This window comes from Fodinicurvata halophila, assembly GCF_042651425.1.
Lineage (GTDB): Bacteria > Pseudomonadota > Alphaproteobacteria > Kiloniellales > DSM-21159 > Fodinicurvata > Fodinicurvata halophila.
This window is the reverse complement of sequence record NZ_JBHSCW010000011.1, coordinates 120,105-136,656: the sequence shown is the minus strand read 5'-3', so window position 1 is coordinate 136,656 and position 16,552 is coordinate 120,105. Positions and strand designations below refer to the sequence as shown.

Genomic DNA, 16,552 nt, shown 5'->3' with positions numbered 1-16,552 from the left:
ATCAGCCGCGCCGGCGGCTGCGCAGCTCCGCGATCGCCTCGCAGACGGCCTCGAAGGGCAGCAGGGCCGAGCCGTGGCGATGGCGCATGTCGATGGCCGGAAACAGCAATTCAAGATCCTTCCAGTCGCCCTGTGGAGGATCCTGCCCTTCCTTGAGCATGCGACGGACCTCTTCGCTCACCTGCTCGGCCTCGGCAAACGACTTGCCCGGCAGGTGTCGGGCAAGCACGGCGGTTCCGAGCTGGCCCAGCGAACAGGCACGCACGGCATAGCCGATCCCGGTCACCCTCTCTCCCTCGGCCGAGAGGTCGAGGGTCATGGTGCTGCCGCAGATCGGGCTGCGCCGGTCCACGCTTACATCCGGCCCTTCGAGACGGTGATCGCCTTCGACGTCACGCGTGAGTTCCTTCAAACGCGTGCTGTAGAGTTCCAGAAGATCGTCGTCCAAGGGGGCTGTCACACTGCTCTCCGCCATTCACAGGCTACCTTTCCTGTCCTTAAAGGTATTCAGCACCCCGGTTCCCCGACAAGGGAAAGTTTCCAGCTGTCAGCTGTCCGGCGGGTCATTCGGCCGGAACCAGCCTCAGGATCTCGGCATCGGAGGCGTCGATCGCGACATAGAGGTATCCGTCCGGGCCGTTGGCGACATCCCGGATCCGCTGGCCGCGATCCTCGAGCAGCCGCTCCTCGCCCACGATCTCCTGGCCCTCGACTTCCAGGCGGGTCAGATGTGTCATGGCAAGGGCCCCGACAAAGAGATCGCCTTGCCACTCCTCGAACCGTTCGCCGTCATAGAAGGCCATGCCACAGGGAGCGATGGAGGGCGTCCAGTGCAGCAGGGGCTGTTCCATGCCTTCCTTGTGGGTGCCTTCGCCGATGGTGCCGCCGGTGTAGGCCATGCCGTAAGTGATGACAGGCCAGCCGTAGTTCAGGCCCTTGCGCGGGATGTTGACCTCGTCGCCGCCCCGGGGACCGTGCTCGTGCTCCCAGAGCACGCCGGTCTCGGGATGCAAGGCGAGGCCCTGGGGGTTGCGATGGCCATAGGAGTATATCTCGGGCTTGGCATCCTCCTGTCCGACGAAGGGATTGCCCTCGGGGATGCTGCCGTCGTCATGCAGGCGGATCAGCGATCCTGCATGGTCGTTGATGTCCTGGGCCCGATCCATCTCGCCCCGATCGCCGACGGTGATGAAGAGATAGCCCTCTCGGTCGAAGGCCAGGCGCGAGCCGAAATGCCGGGTCGTGCCCGAGAAGGGTTTCGCCGTGAAGATCCGCTCCAGGTCTTCCAGGCGGTCGTCCTGGAAGCGGGCGCGGCTGACCGCGGTGGTCATGCCGTCTTCGCCGAAGATCGAATGACTTAGATAGATCAGCCGGTTGTTCTCGAAATCGGGGTGCAGGACGATGTCCAGAAGTCCACCCTGACCGCGGGCTGCAACCTCGGGAACGCCGGGCACGGGCTCCGATCGCAGGTTGCCGTCGGCATCCACGAGGCGCAGCTGTCCCGGTCGCTCGGTGACCAGCATGCGTCCGTCCGGCAGAAAAGCCATGGCCCAGGGGCGCTCGAGGCCCTTGGCAAAGGTCTCGACCTGGAAAGTGGCCTGTTCCGAGGTATGTGTTTCCTGGGAAAAGGCGGCCGGAACCAGGAGGAATACCCCCAGGAAACCGGTGACGAGAAGGCGGATAGCATTGATCATGGCGCCGTCGACCCTCCATGGGAATCATGCAGTGCTGCCGTATGGCCGCTTGCCATCCGGCAGCACTGCTCCACTCTCCTATGTAGCATTTTTCCGGGCACCTGCCATAGGTGACGGGGTGTCCGTCCCGCTTTGCCAGTCACAGCAGACCCTTGTACTGCCTCTACAGGAACGGCATGCTGTCTCGCGAACCTATTGGGCGCCGAGTATCCTTCGGCCCAGTCAACAGGGGGGCAAGAGATGAAAGTCGCGATTGCCAAGGAGCGGCAGACAGGGGAAGCGCGTGTCTCCGCTTCGCCGGACAGCGTCAAGAAGATGGTGTCGCTGGGAATGACAGTGGCCGTGGAAAGCGGAGCGGGCAACGGTGCCAGCTTTTCCGACGCGGCCTACAAGGAGGCCGGCGCCGAGATTTCCAAGTCCGCGAAAACCCTGTTGGCCGATGCCGATGTCGTGCTGCGAGTCGCCCGGCCCGAGGCCGATGAAGTCGGCGACTGCCCGAAGGGCACGCTGGTGATCGGTCAGATGAACCCCTATCAGGAAACCAAGAAACTGGAGGCCCTGGCAAAGCAGGGTTTGACCGTGTTTGCCCTGGAGTTCCTGCCGCGCATCAGCCGGGCCCAGGCCATGGACACGCTCTCTTCCCAGGCCAACTTGGCCGGTTACAAGGCCGTGATCGACGCGGCCGCCGAATATGGCCGGGCCCTGCCGATGATGATGACGCCCGCCGGCCGCATAAATCCGGCCAAGATCATGGTTATGGGGGCCGGCGTGGCCGGCCTGCAGGCCATCGCCACGGCACGTCGCCTGGGGGGACGGGTCTATGCCACGGACGTTCGACCGGCGGCCAAGGAACAGGTGGAATCCCTGGGCGCCGAGTTCGTGGCGGTCGAGGACGAGGAGTTCAAGGCGGCCGAGACGGCTGGCGGTTATGCCAAGGAAATGTCGGATGCCTACAAGAAGAAGCAGGCGGAACTGATCTCCGAATCCATTGCCGACATGGACATGGTGATCACCACGGCCCAGATTCCCGGGCGCCCGGCTCCGCGCCTGATCGACGAGGACATGGTCAAGTCCATGCGACCCGGCTCCGTGATCTTCGACCTGGCGGCCGAGGGCGGCGGCAACTGCGCACTCACCCAGCCCGGAAAGATGGCGACCAAACACGGCGTGAAGATCATCGGGTATCAGAACGTGCCCTCACGCCTCGCGGCCGATGCCTCGATGCTCTACGCCAACAATCTCTTCAACTTCCTGTCGCTGCTCTATGACAAGGAGAGCAAGGCCCTGAAAGTCGACTGGGAAGACGAGGTCGTCAAAGGCACCCTGCTCAGCCGGGATGGCGCGCTCGTGCATTCCAGACTGACAGGCAGGGCGGAAGAGACGGAGACAACCTCATCGACGGAGAAGGCTTCGGAAAAGGGGAACGGCAATGGCTGAGCAGGCACTGGTCGACCGCGCGATGGACCTGGCCAATCGCGCGAACGAGCTATCCAAGGAGATCGCGGCCCTGGGCCAGGATGCCAGCCGTGCGGCAGTGGAGACCACAGCCGGTGGCAGCGAGACCTCTGTCCTCGTCGTCGGGCTGACGGTCTTCGTGCTGGCGGTCTTCGTCGGCTACCACGTCGTTTGGCGGGTGACGCCGGCCCTTCACTCGCCGCTCATGGGCATTACCAATGCCATCTCCTCGGTGATTGTCGTCGGCGCCCTGATTGCCGCCGGGACCGGGGACTACGGTTTCAGCGAAATCATGGGCTTCATCGCCGTCGTTCTGGCCAGCGTGAATATCTTCGGGGGGTTCATCGTGACCTACCGCATGCTGTCCATGTTCAAGAAGAAACAGAAATAAGCGGGGGACAGGACAATGGACAAGGATTTCGCCGCCCTGCTGTATCTCGTGGCCTCGGTCTGCTTCATTCTGGCGCTGCGCGGCCTGTCGCATCCCGAAACCAGCCGCAACGGCCTGCGCTTCGGGATGGTCGGCATGGCCATCGCGGTGCTGACCACTCTGTTCGTGGTGCCGGAGGTGAACTACCTGCTGATCCTGGCCGGCGTGGCCGTCGGCGGGACGATCGGTACGGTGATCGCGCTGCGCATCCAGATGACGGCCCTGCCGCAGCTTGTGGCCGCCTTTCACTCCCTGGTCGGCCTGGCCGCGGTGCTGGTGGCCCTGGCCGCCTTCTACGATCCCGCGGCCTACGGCATCGGATCGCCGGGCGACATCAAGGTCAGTTCCCTGATCGAGATGTCCATCGGCACGGCCATCGGCGCCATCACCTTCACCGGCTCCATCGTGGCCTTCGGCAAGCTTCAGGGACTGGTCAGCGGCAAGCCGGTGACCTTCCCGATGCAACACTGGCTGAACCTGGCGCTGGGCATCCTGACCGTGGCGCTGGTCGTCTGGGTCTGCACGACCCAGGCAAGCCTGCCGTTCTGGCTGATCATCCTTGTAACGCTGGCGCTGGGTATCCTGATTATCATTCCCATCGGCGGGGCCGACATGCCGGTGGTGATCTCCATGCTCAACTCCTATTCCGGTTGGGCGGCCTGCGGCATCGGCTTCACGCTGGAGAACAACCTGCTGATCATCACCGGCGCTCTCGTGGGTGCGGCGGGTGCCATCCTCAGCTACATCATGTGCAAGGGCATGAACCGCTCGTTCATCTCGGTGATTCTCGGCGGGTTCGGCGGCGAATCCGCAGCCGCCGGTGCGGACGATACGGACCGCACCTATCGCCAGGGCTCAGCAGAGGACGCGGCCTTCCTGATGCGCAACGCCGACAAGGTCATGATCGTGCCGGGCTATGGCATGGCCGTGGCCCAGGCCCAGCACACTCTGCGCGAGATGGTGGACCTGCTGAAGGCAGAGGGCGTCGAGGTGAAGTACGCCATTCATCCCGTTGCCGGACGGATGCCGGGGCACATGAACGTCCTGCTGGCCGAGGCCAACGTGCCCTATGACGAGGTCTTCGAGATGGACGAGGTCAATCGCGAGTTCGGCGAGACCAATGTGGCTTTCGTGATCGGGGCGAACGACGTCACCAATCCCTCGGCCAAGACGGATCCGTCCTCGCCGATCTACGGCATGCCGGTCCTGGACGTGGAGAAGGCACAGAACGTGCTCTTCGTGAAGCGGTCCATGTCCAGCGGTTATGCCGGCGTCGACAACCCGCTGTTCTACATGGACCAGACCATGATGCTGCTCGATGACGCCAAGAAGATGTGCGAGCACATCGTCAAGGCGCTGGAAAAGTAGCGCAGCCAGGCAGCTCTCAGAGCTGCTTGTAGAGGATGGTGGCGGGATCCAGGCGGTCCTCGTGCGGATCCCGGGCATAGCCTGGGATGGCGCCGAGCCTGACGTAGCCCAGCGAGAGGTAGAGCGATTCGGCGGCGCTGCCGGTCGTGGTGTCTAGGGTGATCAGGTGCCGGCCCAGCTTTCGGGCGTGAGCCTCCATCTCGAGCATGAGCTTTCGCGCGAGGCCGCGGCGGCGATGCGCGGGGTGGACCAGCAGCTTGGTGATCTCGGCCCTGTGGGCCTGGTTGGGCGGCATGTCGCAGTTCAGTTGAACCGTACCGACAATGCCTGGCTGACCTGCCCCTTGGAGAGTCCTGGCGATCAACAGGACGCGATCTTCATCGCGTAGCGGGCCCAAGACCTTCTCGCGCCAGAAGGCGACCGCATCGTCCTGGCTGAAGGGCAGGATGAAGTTGATGTTCGCGCCGTCGTGGACGCAAGCATGCAGCAGAGCGCCCAGCTCCTGGAGATTGGCTGCGAACTCTTCCCCCGTCAGGTGGGCCAGGGTCAGGGGGGACGTTTCCTGCATGGGCGCGCTCCTATACCGTGAACAGGACATATCGGGCCGTGCTGTCCGGCTCCGTGCGGAACACACTCGGCCCCGACAGCCGATACCGCAGGCAGTCTCCGGCGTGCAGCCGGTGAGTCTGCCCGTCGAGCGTGATGTCCAGCGCGCCTTCGAGCAGGAAGAGATGGTGCTCGAGGCCTTCGCGTGGGGGTGAGTCATAGGAGATGGTCTGCCCCGCCTGGATTTCCGCCTCGATGGCTTCTCCGGCCAGTGGCCGGGCCGGTGGAGAGATCGTACGCCTGAGAAAGCCGGCATGCGGGTCGCGCCAGACTTCCTGCTCGGCGCGGCTGATCAGGGGCGTATAGGCGTCTTCGACCATGTGCATCAGGCGCGACAGGGTCAGACCGTAAGCGGAGCAGAGGCGCCCCAGGATGTTCGCAGTGGGGCTGACCTCGCCGTTCTCGATGCGTGAAAGGGAGGCGCGGCTGACACCGCTTTGTCCGGCCAGTTGATCGAGCGACCAGTCCTGCTCGAGGCGCAGGCGCTTCAGGCGGGCAGCAAGACGGTCATCGATTTGGCTTTCGCTCATATATGGAAATAATTCTCATATACGAGAATGTGTCAAGGTCTTTGGGACACAATGGTCTAGCGGCGGGATGCATGAAGACACAAGAAAAGCGCAGTCCGGAAATCCGGACTGCGCTTTTCGGAAGAATGTTCGAGCCTCGAAAGAGGGAGATCTAGAAGCCTTCGCGCTCCATGCGCTTGCGCAGCAGCTTGCGATGGCGGCGCACGGCTTCGGCGCGCTCGCGCTTGCGCTTCTCTGAAGGCTTCTCGAAATGGCGACGCAGCTTCATTTCACGGAAGACCCCTTCGCGCTGCAGCTTCTTCTTAAGCGCGCGCAGGGCCTGATCGACGTTGTTATCGCGGACGTGTACTTGCACGGAAGCTCGAACCTCCTAGTCTCTTGAACAAAAACCACCGTTCCGCAACGCTTTTCGTTGCGGAGCCGGTTCCTTAGCACGGCTCGGCCCTTGTGAAAAGAACCTATCTGCCCAATACAGTCGTCATCTTTACGACTGCAACAATTTCATACATACAACAGGCCATGGCTGTTCTCAAGATCCTGCGGATGGGAAATCCGATCCTGGCCCGCCGCGCGGAGGACATCATGGATATTTCCGCGCCAGAGGTGAGCCGACTGATCGCCGACATGAAGGAAACCCTTCAAAGCGAGGGCGGCAGCGGCCTGGCCGCACCGCAGGTGGGCGTTGGATTGCGGCTGGTGGTCTTCCGGATTCCCGGGCGTCACCGTAGTATCACCTCGGCAGTACACGGGGATTTCCGGGTTCTGGTCAATCCCGTGGTCGAGCCGTTGGGCAAGGAGCTGGAAGCCGGCTGGGAGGCCTGCCTGTCCGTGCCCGGTCTGGTGGGCGAGGTCTGGCGATACAGGGCCGTGCGATGCCGCTACTACGACGAGACAGGGGCCTTGCACACCACGGATGCGCAGGGATTCGAGGCGCGAATCCTGCAGCATGAGTGCGATCATCTCGACGGCGTGCTTTATCCGCATCATATCCGTAGTATGCACAAGCTGATCTATTCCTCGGAACTTCATCATCAGGGAGCGATCGCGTGACGGACGAAGCCACAAACGAAAGCCTGGAGACACTGCGCGAACAGCTGCTGGACGCCGTCCTGCCGCATGTGCCCTTTGATGGCTGGGGCGAGACGGCCCTGCGCGCAGGTGGACGGGATCTCGGGATGGATCCCGTCATGGTGCTCAACGCCTTTCCGGATCCGGGGCGCGACCTGATCGAGGCCTACAATGCGCGCATCGATCGCGAAATGTTGCGCCGCTTCGAGGCCGAAGTGCCCGCGGATGCCAAAGTGCGCGAGAAGATTTCGACCTTGGTGCGCCTGCGCCTGGAGCTTCTGGATCCCGACAAGGAGGCAGTGCGCCGGGGTGCTGCCTTCCTGTCCCTGCCGTTCAATGCCGCACTGGCCTCGCGCCTGGTGTGGCGGACAGTCGATATCATGTGGTATGCGGCGGGCGATACGGCCACGGACTACAATTACTACAGCAAACGGGCCCTGCTCTCCGGTGTCTATTCCTCGACTTTCCTCTATTGGCTGAATGACCGGACGGAAGGTTACGAGGCCACCTGGGCCTTTCTCGATCGACGCATCGACGAGGTGCTGAAGGTCGGCGGGCGTGTCGGCAAGACCATGTCCCGGGTCATGTCGCTGCCGGACCGCCTGTTCGACAAGCGCGAACGTGACGGCTTGAAGAGCAGGCTGTCCCGCGGCAGAAGGCCATTCGTACCGCCCCGTTCGTGACAACCTGCTCCAGCCGGCCTCTCAGGTAACCTTGTGCAGCAGCCGGATGAACTCGTTTCGCTCGAGATCGTCGAGCGGAGCGATCACTTCGTCGTTCACCTGAATCGCCCCCTCGATCAGGCTCTGCACCACGCCTTGGCCGCTTTCGGTCAGCTCCAGGACCATCCGGCGCCGGTCCATGGGATCGGGGGTTCGGCGGATGTAGCCCTTTTCATTCAGGCGCTGGATCACACCCTGTATGGTTGCCGGATCCATTGCGGTCTCCCGTCCCAGAAGATTCTGGGACAGGCGGCCTTTTTCGTGCAGGCGCGCCATGGCGAAGAACTGTGTTGGAGTCAGATGGTGGGTGCTGAGCTGGTTGATGAACAGCGAGGAGGCGCGTTGATGGGCGCGCCTGAGTAGATGCGCGACCTGTTCCTCGAGCTGGAAAGCGACGCGCCCGGAGGACTTGTTCGCTCTCTCTGTCATGACTTCGGGCATTTGAACCTCTGGTGAAGGTTGACGAAAATGCCCTCCGCCGATCTTGTAGTGCCGCTTCTTCCGGCGGTCACATCAGCAACGGTATTGGAAGGTATAATAGGCCGACACAACGGGTGCGTCCATGGCTGTTGTGCCATTGCCGTGCCATGTCCGCAGCACAGAGCGGTTGTTCGCATGATGCGGGCAGTCTGCGCTTGTTCTTGCGGACTCCTTCTGCAAACTGCAGGTCTGTCGTGAAGTCCAGTTTCCGTACTGTTACGAGTATGTCCACATGAAGCCTAAGGTCCTACAAATCAGACACATGCCGGGCGAGCGGCAAGATCGCGTCAGCGCCGAGCTTCAGAGCAGGGGCTTCGAGCTGGATACGCGCTGGATCGCAGACGGGCACGAGCTGCCAGAAGGTATCGAGGACTACGATGCCGCCGTCATCTATGGCGGGGCCCAGATGGTCGAGCAGGTCGGAGAGCTGGATTACCTGGCCCGCGAGATTGACTGGATCGGCCGCTGGATGAAGAGCGACAAGCCCTTGCTGGGCATCTGTCTCGGAGCGCAGATGATCGCCCATGCCCTGGGCGGACGGGTCGGGCCGCATGCCGAGAACAAGGCCGAGATCGGCTTCTTTCCCATTGAGCCCACGCCGGACGGGCAGGGGCTGATTCCCGAGGAGATCATGGTCTATCACTGGCATCTTCAGGGTTTCGAAGCCCCACCGGACAGTGCGCTCCTGGCGCGTGGTCCCGTCTTCGAGCATCAGGCCTTCCGTTATGGCCGGAACGTCTATGGCCTGCAGTTCCATCCCGAGATCACCCGGGATATCCAGGCCTCCTGGCTGGAGGCCGGTGCGCATCTGCTCGAGCTGCCGGGCGCGCAGTCGCGCGAGCAACAGCTGGCTGCCACGGACAAGCACCTGGCTCCCCTCGGTGACTGGTTGCGTGGCTTCATGGATACCTGGATCGGGACAGCGACGACCTCTACCCTCCGGGCCTCTTGAAAACAGCGCCACCGCATCCCCGCTTGCTGATTCTGGATTCCGGCATCGGCGGACTCAGTGTCCTGAAGGAAATACGCCGGGCATTGCCGCAGGCAGAGGTGATCTACCTGGCCGATACGGCCGCCTTTCCGCACAGCGACCAGAACGAGGAAGCGCTCGTTGAACGCTTGGCGGCCCTGCTTGAGGTTCTGCTGGCCTCAGGACGGCCCGATCTGGTGCTGGTTACCGGCAGCACGGCCAGCAGTCTCGCCCTGCCGCAGCTGCAGGCACGCTTCGACCTGCCGATCATGGGGTGCCAGCCGGCCCTGGAAACGGCCGTGGAGATGACGCAGGCGGGCTGCATCGGCCTTCTGGAGACGGAAACGACGCGGCGCCAGCCGGCACGCCGGGATTGGATCGAGCGGGTTGCGGCAGGCTGCAGGGTGGTTCGTGTGGGCGCGCGCCGACTGGCGGGCCTGGCCGAGCGCAGATTTCGGGGACTGTCCATGGATCGTGCGCTGCTGGCACGGGAAAGCGGCGCCCTTTTTTCCGAGCCGGTCGCCCCAAAGCCCGATGCCGTGGTCCTGGGCTCACCCCACTACTGGTTCCTACTGGAAGAGCTGCGCCGGCTAGGCCCGCCGGATACCCTGTGGATCGAACCTGGGATGACCACGGCGCAGCGCGTACAGGATATGGCATCCTCGCTCGCGTCGACAACCTTGCGCCGGCCGCTGGCCAGGCGGCAGCCTGGCTCTCTTCACGCAGCTGTCCGCCCAGGACAGGAAGCCGGTCGAGAGAGGCTGTGCCGGCTTCGGGCTCGCCCGCGTGCTGGCGCTGGATCCCCTTTCCTCCGCCGGCCGGCAGCGTCTCGGGGGGCTCCTGGCGGACGCTTGATGCGGCTTTCCCGGCGTTGCGTCCCTCTCTCGGCTGGGGCAGTGTCCACCTCTGTTCCGCTCTGTTGAGGATGAAGCCCGTGTCCGTTTCCCACAGTCTGTCGTACCTTTATCGCCTGCCTGTGCATTCGGGCAGGCGCCTTGCTCTCCCAATGCTGATCGGGTTGCTTTTCCTGGCCGCCTGTGCCGGGCCGCGCCCGGCGCCCGAGCCCGAGAGCCATCCCCCCGTTAGCTATCCTCCCCAGGCCAAGGAGCGCATTCTCTCCATCGCCTATCGCGAGTGGCTGGAGTTCGGGCGTCCGGTCCTGGATCAGACAGGTTCGGAGGCCGAACAGCTGCGCCAAGGCTATGAGGAAGGCGATCCTCAGGTCTTCGCCCATCTCCAGGCTTATTGGAACGCCGTGCGTCCGGAATACGCCGGCTATGTCCGTGAACAGCGGCGCCGCTATCGCAGCGGGGTCGAGGAAGGGCTATGGGCAGGTGAACCCTGGTCGGCCGCCTTCATTTCCTATGTCATGCGCTCGGCCGGCATCGACCTGGCCGACTTCGAGTGGGACGCAGGCCATCGCAACTACGTGGACGCCGCCATTCGCAGTGCCCGGCACTATGGACGCGAGGCAGTCTTCCAACCGTACGAGATTACGGATTATGCGCCGCAAGTGGGAGACCTGGTCTGCTCTGACCGGACCATGCCGGCCTCCCAACGTATCCGCACCCTGGCGGAGAGAGTCGCGGAGATGGGCAGTGATCGCGGAATGCACTGCGATATCGTTGTCCACACCATGACGGGGCGTATCGCCGTGATCGGCGGCAATGTGCGCGATGCCGTGACCCTGTCCTTCCTGCCGACGGACCGTCAGGGGCGCCTGATACCCTGGCAGCCTGCGGATGGCCCCGAGACACGGGCCTTCTTTACCGTGCTGCGCACCAATATACCCGATCCGTCCGGCGGCTTTCCCGTGCCGCGCGGCCTGAAGGAGGCGGAACAGCTGCTGCAGCGCGCGGAAAGGTCCCCTGTCTCGGGATGAATGCAACCGTGGCGCATTTCGCGCTGTCGCTGTCGATCCTGGAACAGTGAGTGCAGAGACCGAACGGTAGCGTCCATCCGGAAATTATAGAGAGTCCGGAAAGGGATAACCCAGATGCCGAAGAGTGATATCGAGATTGCGCGTGAAGCGTCCATCCGTCCGATCATCGAGGTTGGAGAGAAACTGGGTATCCCGCAGGAACAGATTCTCCAGTACGGTCCCTACAAGGGAAAGGTTTCCTTCGATTTCATTCGCTCCCTTGAAGACCGGCCCGATGGGCGCCTGATCCTGGTGACCGCCATCACGCCGACCCCCGCGGGCGAGGGCAAGACGACCACCACCGTCGGCCTGGGCGACGGGTTGAACAGCATTGGCAAGAATGCGGCCATCTGTCTGCGCGAGCCGTCTCTCGGCCCCTGCTTCGGCATGAAGGGTGGGGCTGCTGGCGGCGGCTATGCCCAGGTCGTGCCCATGGAGGACATCAACCTGCACTTCACGGGCGACTTCCACGCCATCGGCATTGCCCACAACCTGCTTTCGGCCCTGATCGACAACCATATCTACTGGGGCAACGAACTGGGCATCGACAGCCGGCGGGTTGCCTGGCGGCGCGTCGTCGACATGAACGACCGTTCGCTGCGTCAGATCGTATCCTCACTGGGCGGTGCGGCCAACGGTTTCTCGCGCGAGGACGGCTTCGACATCGTGGTTGCGTCCGAGGTCATGGCCATCTTCTGCCTGGCCAGCGATCTGGAAGACCTGACGGAACGCCTGGGCAAGATTGTCGTTGCCTATACCCGCGACAAGAAGCCGGTGCTGGCACGTGACCTGCAGGCCGAAGGGCCGATGGCCGTACTGTTGCGCGACGCCATCGCACCGAACCTGGTGCAGACGCTGGAAAACAACCCGGCCTTCATTCACGGCGGTCCCTTTGCCAACATTGCTCATGGCTGCAACTCCGTGATTGCGACTAGGACAGCGCTCAAGCTGGCCGACTACGTTGTGACCGAGGCTGGCTTCGGGGCCGATCTGGGGGCTGAGAAATTCTTCGACATCAAGTGCCGCAAGGCCGGCCTCAAGCCCAGTGCGGCCGTCATCGTGGCGACGGTGCGTGCGCTCAAGATGCACGGCGGCGTGGCCAAGGACGACCTGGGCAAGGAGAATGTCGAGGCCGTCAAGAAAGGCTGCTCGAACCTGGCGCGGCATATTCGCAACGTGAAAGCCTTCGGTGTGCCGGCCGTCGTGGCCATCAACCGCTTCGTCACGGACACCGACGCCGAAGTGGAGGCGGTGCAGTCGGTTGCACAGGAGCTGGGCGCCAAGGCCATTCTCTGCACCCACTGGGCCGAGGGCTCGCAGGGCACTCAGGAACTGGCGCGCCATGTCGTCGAGCTGGTGGAAAGCGGCGTCGACCAGTTTGCTCCGCTTTACGACGACGAGATGCCGCTATGGGACAAGATCCACACCATCGCCACTCACCTCTACGGAGCGCATGATATCCAAGCGGACAAGACCGTGCGCAACCGCATCAAGGAACTGCAGGAGACGGGCTACGGCCACCTGCCGATCTGCATGGCCAAGACGCAGTATTCCTTCTCCACCGACGGCAATCTCAAGGGAGCGCCTTCAGGACACTCCGTCACGATTCGCGAGGTGCGCCTGTCGGCCGGCGCGGAATTCGTGGTTGCCGTCTGCGGGGATATCATGACCATGCCGGGTCTGCCCCGTACCCCGGCGGCCAACAACATCCGGCTGGATCCGGAAGGGCGGATCGAGGGGCTTTTCTGACCATCCGGCCGGGCTGAGTCATCTCTGCTGCGACATTGATCAGGCGTTGCGTCCGTCACGGGTTGCGTGTACTGATATGGCAGGTCAAGAAGGGGGCTTCTATGGCAGGACATATCAGGACAGTTGCATTCGCGATGATCGGGGGCGCCTGGCTGGCTTTGGCCTCTGCTGCGGTGGCTGAGGATGCAACCCAGACCGCAGCCAAGACCGAGGGACCGGGTCTCGAGGTTCATGCGGTGATCATGGAGGGCGCCGGCGCCATCTCCAAGGATGTTTCCTTCAGCCTGCACAGCACGAACAGACGCGGCGATCGCAAGCTCGAGGATTCCGACACGGGTGGCCAGGCGATTCTGGATGCTCCCCCGGGTGAATACATCCTGACCACCGTCTATGGCGCGACCACGCGCGAACAGAAGGTCGAGATCGGCGAAGACGGGGGACGTCATGTGGTCAACCTGGATGCCGGAGAGATCACCCTGGACGTCATTCGCGGCGTGGGCCAGCCATCGGTCAACAAGCCCATCAAGTGGACGATCATGACCTATGGCAAGAACAGCAACGGCAATCGCAAGGTTGTCTATGAAGAAACGGGCATCAAGCCCTTCCTGGTTCTGCCGGCAGGCTGGTATATCGTCCATGCGGAAAATGATGGCGAACGGATCAAGCATACCATCGAAGTGACAAGCGGCGTGCGCTACGACTACACGCTTATTCATTACTGAGCCGTCAAGGATATTGCCCCAGTCTTGCCTGGAAGAGACGGCACGACGGTTTGTCGAAGAAGGCCGGGTCCTGTTGCGACCGGGCCTTTTTCAAATCCGGAAGACTTCCCGCGTACCATTTTTGACCTAGCCTCTTTATCTTGATTCCAGAAAAGAACAAGGCCAATTGCCGAAAGATCGCTCATTGAGCGTTCTCGGAAAACTCTGGAAAAGGAAAAGATAATGCTGGAATGGGCAGTGGTGTTCTTTGTCGTTGCCATTATTGCCGCCGTCTTTGGGTTCGGTGGCATTGCAAGTGCAGCAGCTGGAATCGCCAAGATACTATTCTTCATCTTCCTGGTTCTGTTCCTCATCGCGATCATCAGTGGACTTGCGGGCGCGGCCGCGGTCATTCCCTGACAGGCAAATTCCATGAGGGGGATGGAGAATGCCGGGTATCATCCCTACATCATAGGAGTTGCAAAGCCCTGAACCACAAACGGAAAGGACAATACCGTGGCAAATCAGAGCGTGGATAAGGAAAACGAGAACCTGAAGGAGGAACTGGATAATCTCCGCAAGGATCTCGGAAAGCTGAGCGAACAGGTAAGCAAGACCGCCGGTGCGGGGGCCAAGGCCGCGTCGGACGAGACACGCGCGGAGATCAACCGCTTGCGCAGTGAGCTGAACCGCATTTCCGGATATGCATCCGACTATGGGAAGGCAAGTGTGGACAATGTCCACCATCAGGTGGAGCAGCATCCACTGGCCAGTCTGGCCACCGCCTTCGGCGTCGGCTTCCTGCTCGGCAAGCTGCTCGACAGGCGCTGAGACTTCAGAAGTCCTGAAGCAGTCGAACGGGGGGCGGAACCTTGATGAATGAACTGCGCAGCCTTGCGGCGCGATTTGCGGCCGCATTGTTCCTGGTAAGCTTGGCCGTGCTGGCCTTGGTCGGCGCAGCGGTATGGGGCGCTTTCGCGCTCTATCTGCGCCTCGAGGAGGTCATGGATGCCGCCTCGGCTGCTGCTGTTACCGGGGGCGTTGTGCTTCTCTGTGCAGCTGTTCTGGCAGGAATTGCCTGCCTGGTTCTGCGCCGCTCGACACCCCCTCGGCGACAGCAGCCGGCAGTGGATCCAACCAGCGGCCTACCGCTTGGCAAGGAGACGTCTTTCAAGGGCCTGCCCCTGCCTGGGCGGCCGTGGGAAAGAGTCTTTGCAGGAGTTGTCGCCGGGTTCTGCCTGGGGGCTTCGCCCGAACTGCGTCGCTCCCTGAGCAAGATCATCGAGGACTACACCCGCTCCTCGTCCTGACGGTTCCATTTCATCAGAGCAAATAAAGAAAACGGCACGCCTACCTGTGCGTGCCGTTTTCACGGTCAGGCCTGACCGATCCCTTGTCGCTGGCTGCTTCAGGCGGCGCGCATCTTATCGAGAAAGCCCTGGACCTCGTCACGCAGCCTGTTGGCTTGCTGGGTAAGACCTTCCGTTGCCTGCAGGACATCGCTGCCCATGCAGCCCGTCTGCTCGGCGCCCTGCTGAACCTCGGAAATGATTTCGTCCACCTGCTGGGTGCCGCTGGCTGCCTCATTGACGCTGCGAGAGATTTCTGACGTCGCCGCTCCCTGCTCCTCCGCTGCCGAGGCGATGGAGGAGATCATCTCGTCGATGCCGGTGATGCGCTCGCCGATCTTGCGGATGGCGTCGACAGCCTCTCCGGTAACCCCCTGCATCTCCGAGATCTGCTGCGAGATCTCCTCGGTGGCCTTGGCGGTCTGGTTGGCCAGGTTCTTTACCTCACTGGCCACCACGGCGAAGCCCTTGCCGGCCTCGCCGGCCCGCGCCGCTTCGATGGTGGCGTTCAGTGCCAGCAGGTTCGTCTGCTCGGCAATGTCCTGGATCAGCTTCACCACGTTGCCGATCTTCTCCGCCGCAGCCGAAAGAGTTGTCACGGTGGAGTTTGTCTGCTCGGCCTCCTGAACGGCTTCACGTGCCATGCGGTTGGAGGATTCCAGCTGCTGGTTGATCTCCTGGATCGAGCTGGAGAGCTGATCTGCTGCCGAGGCCACGGTCTGCACGCTGGTGCTGGCCTGCCGCGAGGCAGAGCTTACCGACAGGGCCTGTGTGTTGGTGTTCTCCGCGATCTGGGACAAAGACTGGGCGTTCTCGTAAATCCGCCCGGCTTCCGAGGAAATGGAGGTGCCCAGCTGACCGATACTGGTTTCAAGGCCTTCAGCGAGGCCGTCGATCGTCTGCCTCTTCTCCTCGCGCAGGACCTCGGAGTAGACGGAAATGGCCAGATCCATGTCCAGCAGTGAAGTCTTGTTGATGGCCTGTAGTGCGGCACTGCGCCGTTCGCTCAGTCCCCGGGCATGCCAGCGCCCGCTGAAGTGTTCGCTGATCACCTGCAGGAAGCGGGCGCAGAGAAAGCTGTAACCGCCGATGTACCAGGCCGGAGTGAGGCCGATGCGGGCGTGAGCTTCGCCGATGCGGCGCGCCGAGTCATAGTAGTCCTGGTTGAACTCCGCCGAGAGAATCTGCTGCCAGTGCTTGACTTGAAGCTTCTTCGCCCGTTCGCGGGACTCGTCGGAGCTGAAAAGTCGATTCGTCTCGTCATACTGTGCCAGGTGGCTGTAGAAGGCGCTCATGATGCGCGGCAGTGCGGACTCGATGATCGGCTTGATGTCGCGCAGCGCTGCTTTCGTTGTCTTGTCGATCTGGAAAAAATCAAGGCGTGTGTCGAGAGACGGATCGTCCGACATTATGGCAACTCCTGGCCGAAGCACTTTGTCTGCAGGTTCTGAGAACGCGTAAAAAGCGTTGTCGGGCAGGACGATAGGGGAAATATGTTAAGAGAGCCTT

The 16,552-nt window shown here is 62.4% G+C and carries 20 protein-coding genes; 13 read left to right on the top strand and 7 right to left on the bottom strand.

Translation table 11 applies throughout. The features are described from left to right. Window position 1 precedes the first annotated feature (1 nt). Window positions 2–475, bottom strand: coding sequence for an iron-sulfur cluster assembly scaffold protein (locus tag ACFOW6_RS16795; RefSeq protein ID WP_382423583.1), 474 nt, complete (start codon window positions 473–475; stop codon window positions 2–4). 88 nt (window positions 476–563) lie between these two features. After that, window positions 564–1,694 (bottom strand): PQQ-dependent sugar dehydrogenase, encoded by a 1,131-nt coding sequence (locus ACFOW6_RS16790; RefSeq protein WP_382423582.1) that lies wholly within the window; start codon window positions 1,692–1,694, stop codon window positions 564–566. A 240-nt stretch (window positions 1,695–1,934) separates the two neighbouring features. Between ACFOW6_RS16790 and ACFOW6_RS16785 the strand changes: the two genes are divergently transcribed. From ACFOW6_RS16785 to ACFOW6_RS16775, 3 genes are read left to right on the top strand one after another with little or no spacing between them, the layout of a single operon-like run. Next, window positions 1,935–3,131, top strand: a complete 1,197-nt coding sequence (locus tag ACFOW6_RS16785; RefSeq protein WP_382423581.1) for a Re/Si-specific NAD(P)(+) transhydrogenase subunit alpha — start codon at window positions 1,935–1,937, stop codon at window positions 3,129–3,131. After that, complete coding sequence (locus ACFOW6_RS16780; RefSeq protein ID WP_382423580.1) at window positions 3,124–3,540, top strand: NAD(P) transhydrogenase subunit alpha; 417 nt, start codon at window positions 3,124–3,126, stop codon at window positions 3,538–3,540. Before ACFOW6_RS16785 ends, ACFOW6_RS16780 begins: the two co-directional genes overlap by 8 nt. A gap of 15 nt (window positions 3,541–3,555) precedes the next feature. After that, window positions 3,556–4,947 (top strand): NAD(P)(+) transhydrogenase (Re/Si-specific) subunit beta, encoded by a 1,392-nt coding sequence (locus ACFOW6_RS16775; protein ID WP_382423579.1) that lies wholly within the window; start codon window positions 3,556–3,558, stop codon window positions 4,945–4,947. Between the two features lie 16 nt (window positions 4,948–4,963). Here the strand turns inward: ACFOW6_RS16775 and ACFOW6_RS16770 are convergent, their stop codons facing one another. From ACFOW6_RS16770 to rpsU, 3 genes are all read right to left on the bottom strand, one after another. Further along, complete coding sequence (locus ACFOW6_RS16770; RefSeq protein WP_382423578.1) at window positions 4,964–5,515, bottom strand: GNAT family N-acetyltransferase; 552 nt, start codon at window positions 5,513–5,515, stop codon at window positions 4,964–4,966. A 10-nt stretch (window positions 5,516–5,525) separates the two neighbouring features. Then, on the bottom strand, window positions 5,526–6,083 hold the full coding sequence (locus ACFOW6_RS16765; protein WP_382423577.1) for a helix-turn-helix domain-containing protein: 558 nt from the start codon (window positions 6,081–6,083) through the stop codon (window positions 5,526–5,528). A 151-nt stretch (window positions 6,084–6,234) separates the two neighbouring features. Beyond that, entirely contained in the window at window positions 6,235–6,438 is a 204-nt protein-coding gene (gene rpsU / locus ACFOW6_RS16760; RefSeq protein WP_382423576.1) for a 30S ribosomal protein S21, read from the bottom strand. Between the two features lie 164 nt (window positions 6,439–6,602). On the opposite strand from rpsU, the gene def reads away from it, so the two are divergent. Further along, a complete protein-coding gene (def, locus tag ACFOW6_RS16755) occupies window positions 6,603–7,133 on the top strand; it encodes a peptide deformylase (protein WP_382423575.1) in 531 nt (176 codons plus the stop codon). Further along, window positions 7,130–7,834 (top strand): COQ9 family protein, encoded by a 705-nt coding sequence (locus tag ACFOW6_RS16750; RefSeq protein ID WP_382423574.1) that lies wholly within the window; start codon window positions 7,130–7,132, stop codon window positions 7,832–7,834. The genes def and ACFOW6_RS16750 overlap by 4 nt, the downstream gene beginning before the upstream one ends. Before the next feature lie 21 nt (window positions 7,835–7,855). Here the strand turns inward: ACFOW6_RS16750 and ACFOW6_RS16745 are convergent, their stop codons facing one another. Continuing rightward, window positions 7,856–8,314, bottom strand: a complete 459-nt coding sequence (locus ACFOW6_RS16745; RefSeq protein WP_382423573.1) for a MarR family winged helix-turn-helix transcriptional regulator — start codon at window positions 8,312–8,314, stop codon at window positions 7,856–7,858. Window positions 8,315–8,585: 271 nt separating this feature from the next. Here ACFOW6_RS16745 and ACFOW6_RS16740 point away from each other — a divergent pair, with 271 nt between their 5' ends. The 8 genes from ACFOW6_RS16740 to ACFOW6_RS16705 all read left to right on the top strand — a co-directional run bounded on the left by ACFOW6_RS16740 (window position 8,586) and on the right by ACFOW6_RS16705 (window position 15,004). Beyond that, on the top strand, window positions 8,586–9,305 hold the full coding sequence (locus tag ACFOW6_RS16740; RefSeq protein ID WP_382423572.1) for a glutamine amidotransferase-related protein: 720 nt from the start codon (window positions 8,586–8,588) through the stop codon (window positions 9,303–9,305). Window positions 9,306–9,328: 23 nt separating this feature from the next. Further along, entirely contained in the window at window positions 9,329–10,246 is a 918-nt protein-coding gene (locus ACFOW6_RS16735) for a glutamate racemase (protein ID WP_382423571.1), read from the top strand. Between the two features lie 83 nt (window positions 10,247–10,329). Further along, window positions 10,330–11,205, top strand: coding sequence for a DUF2272 domain-containing protein (locus tag ACFOW6_RS16730; protein WP_382423570.1), 876 nt, complete (start codon window positions 10,330–10,332; stop codon window positions 11,203–11,205). Between the two features lie 114 nt (window positions 11,206–11,319). After that, the gene (locus tag ACFOW6_RS16725; protein ID WP_382423569.1) at window positions 11,320–12,993 is read left to right on the top strand and encodes a formate--tetrahydrofolate ligase; all 1,674 of its coding nucleotides are present in this window, start codon (window positions 11,320–11,322) and stop codon (window positions 12,991–12,993) included. 101 nt (window positions 12,994–13,094) lie between these two features. Continuing rightward, the gene (locus ACFOW6_RS16720) at window positions 13,095–13,715 is read left to right on the top strand and encodes a hypothetical protein (RefSeq protein WP_382423568.1); all 621 of its coding nucleotides are present in this window, start codon (window positions 13,095–13,097) and stop codon (window positions 13,713–13,715) included. 222 nt (window positions 13,716–13,937) lie between these two features. Then, on the top strand, window positions 13,938–14,114 hold the full coding sequence (locus ACFOW6_RS16715; protein ID WP_382423567.1) for a DUF1328 family protein: 177 nt from the start codon (window positions 13,938–13,940) through the stop codon (window positions 14,112–14,114). 96 nt (window positions 14,115–14,210) lie between these two features. Further along, entirely contained in the window at window positions 14,211–14,525 is a 315-nt protein-coding gene (locus tag ACFOW6_RS16710; RefSeq protein ID WP_382423566.1) for a DUF883 family protein, read from the top strand. A 44-nt stretch (window positions 14,526–14,569) separates the two neighbouring features. After that, window positions 14,570–15,004: a hypothetical protein gene (locus ACFOW6_RS16705; RefSeq protein ID WP_382423565.1), complete on the top strand. Its 435-nt coding sequence runs from the start codon at window positions 14,570–14,572 to the stop codon at window positions 15,002–15,004. A 98-nt stretch (window positions 15,005–15,102) separates the two neighbouring features. Here the strand turns inward: ACFOW6_RS16705 and ACFOW6_RS16700 are convergent, their stop codons facing one another. Then, a complete protein-coding gene (locus tag ACFOW6_RS16700) occupies window positions 15,103–16,452 on the bottom strand; it encodes a protoglobin domain-containing protein (protein ID WP_382423564.1) in 1,350 nt (449 codons plus the stop codon). Window positions 16,453–16,552: the final 100 nt, after the last annotated feature.